The 12658-nt window shown below is 63.2% G+C and carries 11 protein-coding genes and 1 tRNA gene; 9 read left to right on the plus strand and 3 right to left on the minus strand.

Annotated elements, in window-relative coordinates:
• The first annotated feature begins 65 nt into the window (after positions 1-65).
• From AC5RK6_RS08515 to AC5RK6_RS08525, 3 genes are all read left to right on the plus strand, one after another.
• Entirely contained in the window at positions 66-2312 is a 2247-nt protein-coding gene (locus tag AC5RK6_RS08515) for a transglycosylase domain-containing protein (RefSeq protein WP_311373458.1), read from the plus strand.
• A gap of 108 nt (positions 2313-2420) precedes the next feature.
• Positions 2421-3485, plus strand: a complete 1065-nt coding sequence (locus AC5RK6_RS08520) for a metallophosphoesterase (RefSeq protein WP_435730817.1) — start codon at positions 2421-2423, stop codon at positions 3483-3485.
• A 170-nt stretch (positions 3486-3655) separates the two neighbouring features.
• Positions 3656-3729 (plus strand) — tRNA-Pro (locus AC5RK6_RS08525).
• Positions 3730-4170: 441 nt separating this feature from the next.
• Here the strand turns inward: AC5RK6_RS08525 and AC5RK6_RS08530 are convergent.
• The 3 genes from AC5RK6_RS08530 to AC5RK6_RS08540 all read right to left on the minus strand — a co-directional run bounded on the left by AC5RK6_RS08530 (position 4171) and on the right by AC5RK6_RS08540 (position 7380).
• Positions 4171-4848 carry a Crp/Fnr family transcriptional regulator gene (locus AC5RK6_RS08530; RefSeq protein ID WP_016443318.1) on the minus strand — a complete coding sequence of 226 codons (678 nt, stop codon included), beginning with the start codon at positions 4846-4848 and terminating at the stop codon, positions 4171-4173.
• A gap of 112 nt (positions 4849-4960) precedes the next feature.
• Entirely contained in the window at positions 4961-5896 is a 936-nt protein-coding gene (locus AC5RK6_RS08535; protein WP_320757806.1) for an alpha/beta fold hydrolase, read from the minus strand.
• A 71-nt stretch (positions 5897-5967) separates the two neighbouring features.
• Positions 5968-7380 (minus strand): hypothetical protein, encoded by a 1413-nt coding sequence (locus AC5RK6_RS08540; RefSeq protein ID WP_320757807.1) that lies wholly within the window; start codon positions 7378-7380, stop codon positions 5968-5970.
• 236 nt (positions 7381-7616) lie between these two features.
• Here AC5RK6_RS08540 and AC5RK6_RS08545 point away from each other — a divergent pair, with 236 nt between their 5' ends.
• The 6 genes from AC5RK6_RS08545 (at position 7617) to AC5RK6_RS08570 (ending at position 12421) form a co-directional block, all read left to right on the plus strand.
• A complete protein-coding gene (locus tag AC5RK6_RS08545) occupies positions 7617-8744 on the plus strand; it encodes a CpaE-like family protein (protein ID WP_320757808.1) in 1128 nt (375 codons plus the stop codon).
• Positions 8723-9901, plus strand: a complete 1179-nt coding sequence (locus tag AC5RK6_RS08550; protein WP_320757809.1) for a TadA family conjugal transfer-associated ATPase — start codon at positions 8723-8725, stop codon at positions 9899-9901. Before AC5RK6_RS08545 ends, AC5RK6_RS08550 begins: the two co-directional genes overlap by 22 nt.
• On the plus strand, positions 9895-10674 hold the full coding sequence (locus AC5RK6_RS08555) for a type II secretion system F family protein (RefSeq protein ID WP_320757810.1): 780 nt from the start codon (positions 9895-9897) through the stop codon (positions 10672-10674). The genes AC5RK6_RS08550 and AC5RK6_RS08555 overlap by 7 nt, the downstream gene beginning before the upstream one ends.
• Positions 10665-11225 carry a type II secretion system F family protein gene (locus AC5RK6_RS08560; RefSeq protein ID WP_320757811.1) on the plus strand — a complete coding sequence of 187 codons (561 nt, stop codon included), beginning with the start codon at positions 10665-10667 and terminating at the stop codon, positions 11223-11225. Before AC5RK6_RS08555 ends, AC5RK6_RS08560 begins: the two co-directional genes overlap by 10 nt.
• Positions 11226-11482: 257 nt before the next feature.
• Entirely contained in the window at positions 11483-11749 is a 267-nt protein-coding gene (locus AC5RK6_RS08565; protein WP_320757812.1) for a DUF4244 domain-containing protein, read from the plus strand.
• 69 nt (positions 11750-11818) lie between these two features.
• A complete protein-coding gene (locus AC5RK6_RS08570) occupies positions 11819-12421 on the plus strand; it encodes a TadE family type IV pilus minor pilin (RefSeq protein ID WP_435730816.1) in 603 nt (200 codons plus the stop codon).
• Positions 12422-12658 lie beyond the last annotated feature (237 nt).

Below are 12658 nucleotides of genomic sequence, written 5' to 3' on the forward strand. Positions count from 1 at the left end.
GGAACCCCGGGGAGGAAGCGTATGTCTCGTTTCTTTCGCTGCGCCGGGTCAGTATTCTTATGGGTATGTCGAGTTCTAGCCCGAAAAAACAAGCGACCGGACGGCAAATCGGAACGTTCGTACTGGCGCTGCTCCTCGCCTTGTGCGGCGGGGGCGCCCTCATGGCGGGGATTGCGCTGCCTTTCGTGATGACTATGGGGACCACGGCCAATGCGGTCACCGGTATTTTCGACGACGCGCCGGAGGACTTAGGCTTTACTGAACCTTCGGAGCAGACGGTGCTGCTGGCTAAAGACGGATCGGTGCTGGCCCGGTTCTATATCGAGAACCGGATTAACGTGCGCTCTGATCAGATCTCGCAGCATATGAAAAACGCCGTCGTGGCCATTGAGGACCGGCGTTTTTACGAGCATCACGGTATTGACGTGCAGGGCACCGTTAGCGCGCTGGTCTCGAATCTCACCTCGGGCGGACTTTCGGGCGGTTCGTCCATCACCCAGCAGTACGTGAAAAATGCGCTCCTGGAAGAGGGGCGTATTGCTGATGATAATGAGAAAATCAAGCGGGCTACCGAACAGACCATTGCGCGTAAGATCAACGAAGCTCGTTACGCAATCGCCGTCGAAAAAACGATGACGAAAGATGAAATCCTCACCGGCTATCTCAATCTCGCCCAATTCGGACCCTCGCAGTATGGGGTAGAAACTGCCGCGCAGCGCTACTTCTCCAAATCCGCGAAGGATTTGACGGTGGTGGAAGCGGCCACGATGGCCGGAATCACGCAGAACCCGGCCCAGTGGGATCCGGTGCGCCATCCGGAAGCTAATACCGAGCGTCGCAATGTGGTGCTGGGTGAAATGTACCGTTCCGGTTTCATTACCGAAGCGGAAATGAAAGAAGCTCAGGCCACTCCGATTGAGTCGTATATGCATGTGTCGGAGCAGGTGGCCGGATGTGGTTCGGCGGGTATCAGCGCCTACTTCTGCGAGTACGTGGTCAAGGATTTGCTCAATGACAAAGCGCTGGGCGCCACCCGCGCCGAGCGCACCCGCCAGCTGTACCGAGGTGGCAAAGTTATCCGCACCACCCTGGATTCGGCGCGCCAGCAGCAGGCCTATGACTCGGTGGTGACGCACCAGCCCGTGGATGATGCTTCCGGAATTGATGCCGCGCTGGTCTCCGTGGAGCCGGGGAGCGGGCATATTGTGTCGATGGTGCAAAATACCCGCTTCGGGGTCCCGAATGAAACGGATACCCGGATGACGCAGGTTAATGTGACGGCGCCGCAGGATATGGGGGGCGGGGCCGGTTTCCAGTCCGGGTCAACCTTCAAGATTTTCACTCTGGTGGAATGGCTGGATTCCGGGCGTAGTGCCTATGACGTGGTGGATAGTAGCGAAGGCTTGCTGCCGCAAAGTTCCTTCCAGGCCTCGTGTACGAATCTTGCGGGTGAGCCCTGGCCGGTGGGTAATTTGGGGCAGTCTAACCGCCCGCGTACGGTGCTGGAAGGTACCCGTATGTCCACCAACGGTACTTTCGCGCATATGGCCCAGAAGCTAGATCTATGCCAGATCGCGAATAAGGCCCAGGCCATGGGTGTGGAACGCGGGGATAATAAGCCTTTCGATATTGTTCCCCCGATGATTCTGGGCACGAACAACGTGACCCCGCTCTCTATGGCGACGGCGGGAGCCACCCTCGCTAATGATGGTATTCGCTGCGATCCGATGTCCTATACTTCCATCGAAGAACATGACGGCACTGTTATTTCCGAGCGCAAACCGCAGTGCCAACAGGCCATTTCTAAGGAAGCGGCACGCAAAACGAATGCGGTGCTTCAGCACGTGGTGGAACCCGGAGCAACCGGTGAGAATGCGGTGCTGCGCGGGCGCCAGGCTGCTGGGAAAACTGGAACTGCGCAAAACGATTGGCATGCGTGGTTCATGGGTTACACCCCGCAGCTCGCCACCGTGACCTGGCAGGGGCACATGGAAGGCAATATTTCCATGTTCGACTCGGTTATTAAGGGCGAGCGCCATTCGGAAGTTTACGGCGGCCTGTTCCCCGCCAAGATGTTCTCCGACTATATGAACGCAGCTTTGGCTAATCAGCCGGCTGTACCCTTCCCGCAGCCCACCACCCCGATGCGCCGCCCGGCACCCGCCACGCAAGCGCCCGCGAGGCCCTCGCCCACGCCTACGCCGGCACCTGCGCAACCCGCGCCGGGGGAGCAGGGCGCGGTTCCGCCCGAGGCTATTCACGAGGGTGAGGGCAACGAAGAATACGAAGAAGTTGAGGTTGTGGAAGAGTAGCCGGGGCTACGCGGCCCCGGCTGGACGGCCCGGGCCGCGCGTGTCAGGCGAGCCCGGGCCGATGCCCATGCAGAAACCGCACATCACTCGAGACGGAAGGTGGATACCGTGAGTGAAGCTGAAAAACACCTAGTTCGGCGCGCCGCGCTGGGCTTGTTAAGTGCGGGTGCAGCCGCGGGGGCCGGGTGCCTGAGCTGGGCGCTGCACGAAGCTCACCGCTATATCCTGCGCGAACGGGTGCTGGTGCTGCCGCGCGTTGCGAACGCCGCCGGTGAGCTACGTATTCTTCACCTTTCGGATATGCACCTGCTGCGCCGCCACCGGGCCAAGCAGCAATTCTTGCGCGAGCTCGGCCAGCGTTGCCGCCCGGATCTTGTGGTCCTGACGGGCGACCATCTTTCCGAAGCGGGCGCCGTCGGCCCTCTCCTGGACGCCCTGGCACCGCTCGCTGATATTCCGGGGCTGTTCGTGTACGGCTCAAATGACTATTTCGCCCCGGTGCTCAAGAACCCGTTGCGTTACGTAGCGCCGGGCCTCTTCCCGCCGCTGGTCGAGAAGGGCGAACCGGATTTGCCGTGGGAAGAGATGACCTCCGGGCTGGAAGCTTTCGGCTGGATCGATCTCAATAATCAGCGGGCGCGGCTGCGCGCGGCCGCCTGGGATATCGACGCGGTCGGTATGGATGACCCGCATATCGGCCGGGCCCGGATGCCTCGCCCCGGCGAGGCTACTGATGCGGTGGAAGGCGGCGAGGCTGCGGAGCGAAACACGGGCGCGGGACGTGAGGGGCACAAGAACGGTGGACGCGGATATCTGCGACTCGGCGTCGTTCACGCACCGTATCGCGCCGCTCTCGCCGCATTGATGAACGACGGCGCAGCTCTGACGCTGGCCGGCCACACGCACGGTGGCCAGCTGGCCGTGCCCGGATTCGGAGCTTTGACCACGAATTGTGATCTCCCGCTACGCTACGATTCCGGGCTTTTCGATTGGCCTTGCGGGGAGGATCCTGGTGAGGAGCGTCTGCCCCTGCGTGGCGACGGCGTGCGCGTGCTCCGCGGCGGTATGGCGGTGAATGTATCTGCTGGCCTGGGGACCTCGCCCTATACTCCGGTCAGGTTCCTCCGGCCACCCGAAGCGATTCTGCTGCGGGTGCGCGGCGGTGCGGAGTGAGCGTGCTGATCGGGGAGGTGCTGGGGCTGAGCGGCAGGGAAGATGCCGCGGGGAAGATCCCGCGCTGCCTGTGAGGCGCATAGCGTACTGGCCTGGTTGTACGCCAGATCACTAGATCGGATTTAGCTTTTTCCGTCGCGGAGGGCTATTATTATTGAGTTGCCAAAGCACGGGGTATGGCGCAGCTTGGTAGCGCGCTTCGTTCGGGACGAAGAGGCCGTGGGTTCAAATCCCGCTACCCCGACGATTGTGATGTCCCGCGTCATAGGTCCGCCTGTGNCGCGGGATTTTTCGTGTTTTGGGCTTGCAAGAATCGTGGTTTCGGGCCGCCTTCCCGGACGGGTTGTTTTTCCGGGGTGTACTGCGGATGTCGTACATGCGAAGTACAGCTCTGAGAACACATGCCCGCTCGCCGGGTGCTGGTGTGACTGCTGAGGTTCGTGATGGCCGACCGCTGCGCCGTCGTACCGGAGGGGCTGCGCCGCAATGAGCGGAACAGCACGGAAACGCGGCTGCGGCGTCGCACCACCTACACCGTCGCACCAACTGTGCCGCGCTCCAGTGACGGCATCGTGCTACAACGTGAGGAAACGTGCCGGTAGGAACACGAACGCGGGCGACCGAAACCCTCGAAAGAGTCCAGCCACCCGCGTGACGCGTTGAACGTGAGTATTAAAAGTAGAGACTAGTGGGCGCGGCGCTGCAACCGGCCAATCTCCAGGAGCAACACGGCGCGGCCTTCGAGCCGAATCCACCCGCGGGAGACGAAATCAGCGAGAGACTTATTGACCGTTTCACGCGAAGCTCCCACCAGATGCGCGAGCTCTTCCTGCGTGAGATCGTGCGCAACGTACATGCCTTCGGGAGTGCGTTCGCCGAAACGATTGGCCAGGTCGAGCAGCGCCTTCGCCACACGGCCGGGAACATCGGAAAATACCAGATCGGCAAGATTCTCATTAGTATTGCGCAGGCGACGCGCCATTTCACGGAGCATCGACATGGCGAGGGTGGGGTGTTCCTCAATGAAATTCTTCATATCGCGATGCGCGAGGGAAAGCAGATGCGTCGGCGCAATAGCAGTGACGGTAGAGGAACGAGCCCCCAGGTCAAAGAGCGAAAGTTCACCGATGATTTCCCCGGGGCCGAGAACGGCGAGCAGGTTTTCGCGCCCGTCATCAGACGTGTGACTGAGCTTCACCTTGCCATCGGTGACAATATAAAGGCGATCACCCTGGTCGCCTTCGTGGAAAAGCGATTCGCCCCGCTTGAGGGACGTATCGCTCATCATCGCGCCGAGAGCGGCGAGACTTTCCTCATCCATGTCCTTGAAAAGGGGCACGGTTCGTAAAACGCTGGTATCCATCTCTAGCCTTCCTCCGATGTACTCAGAATATTCCTGAAGTAGTCTCATGTCACATTTTGCCATTATTCACGGAAAATGTCTCATACCTGGGCTGTATATGTCTAGCGGCGGCCTACCGCCGTGCGGACCTCTCGAGCTGGGAAAGGAAATCCAGCATGATATTCGTGAATTCACGCGGGGACTCTTCAGGGATGAAATGCCCGGCGCCCGGCACGGCGATGAGCCGGTAGGAGCCGGTGGCGAAAGAACGGTCATCAGCCCAGGCCCGTTCACTAATCATGCGATCAGCAAGGCCGCGCACTGCCCAGACAGGCGCGTCCACGGGAGTGGAAAGGATATCGCGCCAGGCTTTCCCGGAGGGGCGGCGCCGCCACGTGGCGGTCCAGCGTAATTGTTCCACCGCGCTTGTCGCGGCCTCCGGGAGGCGCATCGCAGCGGCGTACTGTTCGGCGGCCCCTGCCGCGCCGCGGCTGTGCGGGGCGGACCATTCCAGGAGCAAACGGCGCATATTGCGCACGTCCCCGAGCGCGCGCGGAGAGCGATTCCCCAGCCGCGACGTCAGCAAACCGAGCAGACCGCGCGGGCGAATACCGCGCCCCAAATGGCGCAGCCCGAGCGGGTGTGGGCTGGCAACCGTCACGAGTCCGGTAATAATATCGGGGGCCATCGCCGCAGCTGCCCATCCGAGGGCAGCATTGGACCCGGCCGCCACGATCACCGCCGAACTTGCCCCCAGGGATTCGGTGAGCGAAATAAGGTCCTGGGCCAGTTCGGGCCCAGATTGCACCGAGGGAGTTTTATCGCTTCCACCCACGCCGCGCAGGTCCACGGCCGCAACTTCGTAACCGGCCTGCGCCACGGGTTCTATCTGGTGGCGCCAGGCATACCAGTATTCCGGGTAGCTATGCACGAACAGCACCAGCGGGGTGCGAGTCGAGTGGCTCCCGGCGTAGGCCAGGTGGAATTGTGCACCGTTGGCGGTCACGAGGCGATGCTCCCACGGTCCGGGGATCCAGACGCAGGAATTATCGGCGGGAAGTGAGCTCATGCGGCACCTTGTTACCTTCCGGCTTTGAGGGCTTCGGGTTTATGCGCTCGGGCTTGTCGATGCTCCGGCTTTTATGCTTCCTCCTCGGGGAGGCGGTATTCGCGCACCGTGAAAGCCCGCGCGCGCCGCGAACCGCGGGAGCGCGCCCCGTGCGCCGCGAATCCGATGGTCGCCAGGGCAGCGCCCAGCAGGATGAATCCGCCGAAAGCAAGATCGTAGGCGAAATGGTGCACGATATTATCCGTGACCGGCTTGTAGCCGCCGATGAGGGAATCCACCCAGTGCACCCCGCGCAGCGCCTGGCCGGGAATCATGAGTCCCACGAAACTGGCGGCGAGCAGAGCCCAGCCCCACAGCTGCGCGCCCAGGGAGGAGAGTCGCGCTAGTAGCGCGATAACGACGAGCAGGGCGACGCCACCGGCCAGTTCCGCCAGTGCGGCCCAATTGACCGGGGCCGTTTCCAGCGCGAAGGTGCGGGCCAGGTGCAGGCGTGCCACCGCGTCCGAAATGAGATACCAGGTCAGCGGGAGCAGAAGCAACGTGACCACCGAGGTCCAGATATGGGTCCACACCCGACCCTTCGGGGCATCCGGAATAGGCTCCATTTCGGCAATATCCGCCCAGGTGCGCTGATCTTCCAAGCTTTCCTCGCGCACGGCCGGGAAGACCGGGCCGTCAAGCCCCGCGGCGGGGGCGGTGGTGGGCTCTGCGGCGGGTTGGCCGGCCTGCGGGTAGAGCGCGGTTGCGGTCGCTTCCCCGGACACGTAAGGATCCGTGCCCGCCCCCACGTAGGGATCAACAGCCGCGGTGGCGGTGACTTCCGGGCCCGCGGACGCTGCCGGAACGGTTGCGGTTACGCCGGCTGCCTGCGCGAGGTTTGCGTATTCGCGGTCCGGAGCAGCGGGGGTTTCCGTGTGGTAGCTATCGTCGAAAGTGCCTGCTGCCAGTGATTCAGAAACGGAACGACGACGCGGCGCGGCCGGCGCGGGCGTTGTCTCCTCCGGTGCGGGTGCTTCTGGAGTGGTGGGCCCGGTGCTTTCCCCACGGGTGGTGGTGTTGGCGGGAACGGGTGCCTCCGCGGGAGTGGGTGCCGCCGCGGAGGTGGTTTCAGCGAGTTCTTCGTCGGCTGCCTGTTCGGCCTCGGATTGTTCCGGAGCGGGCTGAGCCGGGGCTGCCTGCTTCGCGGATTCGGGTGCGGGCTCGGGCCGGTCAGCGGCTTCGCCTTCGGGTTCGGTCGCGTCGGTGCTCGCCGGAGCGGAATCGCTCAGAGGGGAGGGCTCGCCGGTGTTTTCTGCTGCGGGATAAGCCGGCGGGAGCGGAGCGTCGTCGTGAGAAAAAACTGGGGTGGGAGCGGGAGGCTGCGTGGTGGGGAGGTAAGCGGTTTCTTGGTCCGCGAGATGGTCCTCGGCAATGGGCTCGAGAATATCGTCATCATCCAGTGGCCGGCGCGACGCGGTATTGTACGGGTCATTTGGCGTAGACATGGGTCCTCCCTTGATAGTTCTTTCTCAAAGATATGCCAGAAATCACGCGGATGTGGAGAATTTCAGCGGTGTGCCATAAACCGGGCGATGTGTCACAAAACGGATGAGGCGTTACGAATCAGGTCGCGCGTCACAAATCGGGAGGTGCGTATCCACAGATTCGTTCGTGTAGGTGGTTATCCACAGCGGAGCGATACGTGGCTGCGGCCGGGACCGAGACGAGGCACGCTCGAGGTATGACTTCTTCCCGTAGTTTCCCGCCTACCGTTTCCGCGTCTGGCGCTCCTGTTTCCAGCGTTTCTGTCCCTGCTGGGGCGTCGCCGGCACCGCTCATTTCCGCCGTCCCCCGCGAACTCGTCTCCCTGACCTACCAGCATGAGGAGGCGATGCGGGAGGTGGAAGCCGTTACGGAACTGGCCGGAATACAGGTGGCGCGTGGATCACCGGGGGTAGCTGCGCCGCCGGCCATACTTGAATTAGAGGAAATCTCGGCGGCCCTGCCCACGGTCCGCGCGCGTTTCCACCCGGTCCTCGCCAATTATTTTCCGCGCGGATCGGTAGTCGTGGAGCTTCCACGCCAAGCGGAAGACCTGCTCGAACTAGTTTTGGCGGCCGGGCAAACTCGGCGCGGGCGCATTATTGGGATCGCCGGGGTACGTGGCGGGGTAGGGGTATCGATGCTGACGGCCTGGCTCGCGTCGCTGAGTATCACGCGCACCGCCGTGGTGGATGCGGATCCGCTCTCAGCCGGGCTTGAACTCCTCATGGGGTTTCAGGAAAAACGCGGGGCGCGCTGGGCTGATATTGCCCACGCGGAAGGCATGCTCATCCCGCAACGGCTCCGGGCGGCCCTGCCGGCACGCGGGCAACTCAGTCTCCTCAGCGCGGATGTGCGCGGCGGAGCGCCCGCGGGTGGGGACGCGGTTCCACATGCCATCGATGCGCTTTCCCAAGCTAGCGACACCACCTACGTTGATCTCCCACGCAGCTCCTTGCTGCTTGGGAGCGAGCCGGCACGTTGGCGGGCCTGGTGCGATGTGGTGGTGCTTGTTACCGAGGTGACTGGCCGCGATGCCCGGGCCCTCCCCAGAATCCTTCGTGATGTGGGGGAGAGTACTCCAGTGGTGATCGCAGCGCGATGCACTCACAAAGTGGAGGCGCAGGCCTTCGGGGTGGATATCGGCCAGAAGGTGATTCCCGTGCGGCGTCTGCGCGGTTTGGATGAGGACCTCGCGCACGGCGTTGTTGTGGGAGAACAGCGCCGGTCCGGGACCGCGCGTGACGTTACGCAGCTCGCCGCGCATCTCGATGAGGTTCTGGGCGGTGGCTCAGGGGTGAATCGATGGATAGCACGGGGGAACTAAATCTGGCCCGTTCCCGCGGGAACTTGGCTCGTACCCGCCGGGAGCTAGCCCGCGGCATCAGCGTGCCCGGGGTGCTCGCGACCGTGGCGCCACACGCCGTTGGAATAAAAAATGTGCTGGGAGTGGCGCGGGATATCAACGCGGTGGCCCGCGGCTGGGGCCCGCAGTTGCGGCGCGTGATTGAAGACCCCTCCGTCACCGATATTTTGATCAACGGCGGTACCGGGGTGTGGCTGGATCGCGGAAATGGACTGGAACGCGACGAACCGTTGAGCGCCTTGCTGGTCGATCCGGGGGAAGTACGCGCACTCGCGGTACGTTTAGCTGCCGGCGCCGGCCAACGTTTGGACGACGCCGCTCCTATTGCCGATGGTACCTTCTCCAACGGAACGCGCCTGCATGCGGTCCTCGCTCCGCTGGCCGCGGAAGGAGCCGCGATATCGCTGCGTACCCAACGGGCCCGCACCTTTACGCTCGCCGAGCTTCAGGATGCGGGCACATTCCCCGCAGCGCTTATGCCGGTCTTGCGAGCCCTGGTGGAGCAGCGCGCTAACGTCATGGTTGCCGGTGCTACCGGATCGGGGAAAACCACATTATTAGCCTCTCTGCTCAGCTGCGTACCTGCCACCGAACGGCTCATCATTATTGAGGAAGCTTCGGAATTGCGGCCCGCGCATCCGCATGTGTTGCACCTGCAAATTCGCCGCCCCAATGTGGAAGGCCACGGTGAAATTACCATGAGTCAATTGGTGCGGGCCGCCTTGCGGATGCGCCCGGATCGGATCGTGGTGGGGGAATGCCGAGGAGAAGAAGTGCGTGAGGTCCTTACCGCACTCAATACCGGGCACGAAGGGGGATGGGCGACCATCCATGCCAATTCGGCGCGCGATGTTCCCGCCCGCCTCGTGGCTCTCGGCGCATTGGCAGGAATGTCTGCCGCGGTGGTCGCCGCACAGGCGGTCGCGGCCCTCGACGCCATTATTTCTATTGAACGCCACGGGCCACTCCGGCGCATCACCCGCGTGGCTATCCTCCGCAGCCGCAATGGCAGTCTTGAAGCCCCGGATGCCTTGGCGGTGGGTGCCGATGGCACTATCCACGCCGGACCCGGGTGGGCCACCCTGGGTTCGCGTTTAGGACTGGAGGTGACATGGTAATTCTGGTGGTGCTCGGCATTCTTCTGGGCGTATGCGCGTATGCTGGCGTTCCTTGGGATCGTGCCGGCAAGATGACCTTCCACTCATTCTTCTTCCCGAGAAGCGAAATAGCCAGCCGTGACAGCCGTGATGGGTGTGGCAGGCGTGGTCAGCGCGTGCCGCGGAGCCGGCGCAAGCGTGATTCCCCGCCCAGTTTTGACGCCGGCCTGCTCGCGGTGGAAGTCGCGGCCCGCATTGATTCGGGCGCTGATCACCGCCGTGCTTGGCTCACCGCGCTCGCCCGTTTTGAGCAGAGTGCGGACAGCTCAGGAACCGGTGCTACGAGTGAGATGAGAGGTGACCATGCCGGCCAGATCGACGAGGTCGGAGTTCCCTTACTTCTCCGAGAGCTATGGGAGCGGGCGCCCCGTAATCCGCGCCGGGCCCGCGGCCTCCTCGGCATTCCCGCGCTCATTGCAGTGTGTCGGCTCACTCACCACACCGGAGCATCGGCAGCTCGCATTCTCGAGAACTGCGCGGCGGCGCTCTCCGAATCCAGCGATGCGCTAGGTGAGCGCCGCATCGCGTTAGCCGGGCCGCGGTCAGCCGTGAAAATGCTCGCCGCCATGCCCCTTTTCGGCATGCTCCTCGGCTCGTTTTTTGGAGGTAATCCCGTCACTTTCCTCGTTGAAACCCCGATCGGGCGATGCTGCTTTGCTTTGGCGCTCATCTGCGAGGTGGCCGGTATCGTATGGATGCGTCGCCTGGTCAGGAAAGCCGAGCAATGGGGCTGATCCTGTGTCTCCTGGTTCTTCTTCTCGCCCGGGTGTGGATGCCCGCTGCCGGGCAGGGTGCGGGCGGGCAGGATGCTCCATCCCGGCCGGGAGCGGCGCCGCGAGCCGGGCGGCGCTTACCTCCCTCCGACCCGGCGTTTCTGGCAGACCTCGCGCGGGTGGCTCTCTCCTCCGGGGCTTCACTTCCGGCCGCACTCGAAGCGGTATCTTTCGCCGTCGCTGAAGAATACGCCCACCTTGATGTCGGTACGACGGCGCAGCTTCTCCTGCTGGGCGCACCTTGGGCCGAGGCGTGGGATGGAATACACCCACGCGCCCACCTGCTGCGCGAGGCCCTCCAGCCAGCTTGGGAGAATGGGGTAGCCCCGCTCACTCTGCTTGGCACGGCCGCCCGCAGCTACCGGCGTCGTCGTTCTAGAGAAGCGCGCCGCGCGGCGGCCGAACTCGGCAATAGCCTTGTGGTGCCTTTAGGCGTGTGTTTCCTACCAGCATTTATTCTCGTGGGAATTGTTCCGGCGGTGGGTGGTGCAGCCGCCGGTCTTTTCCAATAACAGCCGTGTGAACGAAGGCGGCTAAAGGAAACCGTGTGAACGAAGCTAAATTGCGACGGCGCGCCACGCTCGTTCCTGCTTTATCCCCTTGTATCCCCAGAACGCTCATACGGGACGATTATCCACAGGCGCGTGGGCGTCGGATGCGGGAGCGTGTACGGCGCGGAAGACTAGCAGAGCCGGACCTAGCACGTTCCGAGCAGCCCCTAGCCCAGCCCTGGGCTGCGGGCAGTGGGGTCCGGCAACCACATCCACCCATGGGCACGGCACAGCTCGTTACAGATAAGAAAGGCACCATTATGACCACGGCACTCAACCCCGTTAGATCAACTCTCCCCACCCACCCGGGCAGCACTTTCCTGGAGGGAAAATCCCATCCGGAAGCGGGCATGACCACCACCGAATACGCTGTCGGAACGCTCGGAGCCTGCGCTATCGCCGGCATCCTCTACTGGCTCTCCCAGCAGGATTGGATGCGTGAGCTGATCGCCGGGATTTTCCGGCGCGGGCTCAATATCGCCTAAACCGAAGTCCAGGTTCCCATCGGCCCCGGTGGGAGGCCCACGGCTTCACAGAAAAGAGAAAGGCCCGTCATGATATCGAAGCATTCCTCCGAGCAATGCCAGGAGTTACCTTCTTTGCCGCGGGGCACGGCCGGTGAGGGCGCACTTCTAGCCAGCCAGCCAGCTCAGCGGGCCCACCGGTCCCACAGATTCCGGGAACGCCGGCGTTTATGTGCGCAATGCCATGAGGTCATTGAGGCGCGCGGGCATATAGCAATTCCCTGCGCTTGCCGTCGCCGGGAGATCCGTTCCCGCAAACTCTCCCGCATTTTGCGCCGGCCTTACGGCGTGGAGAACCGGGAAGCGGGCATGGTCACGGTAGAAGTGGCCCTCGGGATTGTTAGCGTACTCATTATCCTCTTGCTCGCGCTCGGGGCGCTGAGCGCCGGGGCCCAATACATCTCCTTGCGCAGCGCCTCCCACGATATTGCGGTCCTTGCCGCGCGCGGGGAAAGTGAAGAGGCCTTGCGCACTCGCGAACTCCCACCGCGGGCCAAGTTGTACCTGCAACGCGCGGAAGACCACGTGAACGTGGTGGTGCGTGCCCAAGCAACCGGCCCCCTGCGGGCCCTGGGTATCACTATGGAAGCAAGCACTTCTGTAGATCTGGAACCGGGAGTGCTGGGAACGTGAGAGTCTCATGGCGGGATAGCTGGAGCGAATGGTACCGGCTCTATCTCATGTGTCGAAGGGAAAGCCGCGTCCGGCACCGGGATCCGTCCCGCGTCCGGCACTGGGATTTATTCCGGACCTGGTCCCGGGTTCCGCGTCGGGCCTCTGAGCGGGGCGCGGGGACCGTGCTCGCGCTAGGGGTGATAGCCCTTGTGCTGGGGCTGACCGGAGCGGTGCTCACCGCCTGCACCGTGGTAA

The sequence above is a fragment of the Actinotignum sp. usb-actsch-213 genome (genome assembly GCF_059085665.1).

Bases quoted from the DNA above. Each gene is read 5' to 3' on its own strand.
- AC5RK6_RS08565 (WP_320757812.1), top strand. From the start codon at position 11,483: ATGGGCACGGCACAGCTCGTTACAGATAAGAAAGGCACCATTATGACC.
- AC5RK6_RS08555 (WP_320757810.1), top strand. From the start codon at position 9,895: ATGGTAATTCTGGTGGTGCTCGGCATTCTTCTGGGCGTATGCGCGTAT.
- AC5RK6_RS08560 (WP_320757811.1), top strand. From the start codon at position 10,665: ATGGGGCTGATCCTGTGTCTCCTGGTTCTTCTTCTCGCCCGGGTGTGG.
- AC5RK6_RS08530 (WP_016443318.1), bottom strand. From the start codon at position 4,848: ATGGATACCAGCGTTTTACGAACCGTGCCCCTTTTCAAGGACATGGAT.
- AC5RK6_RS08545 (WP_320757808.1), top strand. From the start codon at position 7,617: ATGACTTCTTCCCGTAGTTTCCCGCCTACCGTTTCCGCGTCTGGCGCT.
- AC5RK6_RS08535 (WP_320757806.1), bottom strand. From the start codon at position 5,896: ATGAGCTCACTTCCCGCCGATAATTCCTGCGTCTGGATCCCCGGACCG.
- AC5RK6_RS08540 (WP_320757807.1), bottom strand. From the start codon at position 7,380: ATGTCTACGCCAAATGACCCGTACAATACCGCGTCGCGCCGGCCACTG.
- AC5RK6_RS08550 (WP_320757809.1), top strand. From the start codon at position 8,723: ATGGATAGCACGGGGGAACTAAATCTGGCCCGTTCCCGCGGGAACTTG.
- AC5RK6_RS08570 (WP_435730816.1), top strand. From the start codon at position 11,819: ATGATATCGAAGCATTCCTCCGAGCAATGCCAGGAGTTACCTTCTTTG.
- AC5RK6_RS08515 (WP_311373458.1), top strand. From the start codon at position 66: ATGTCGAGTTCTAGCCCGAAAAAACAAGCGACCGGACGGCAAATCGGA.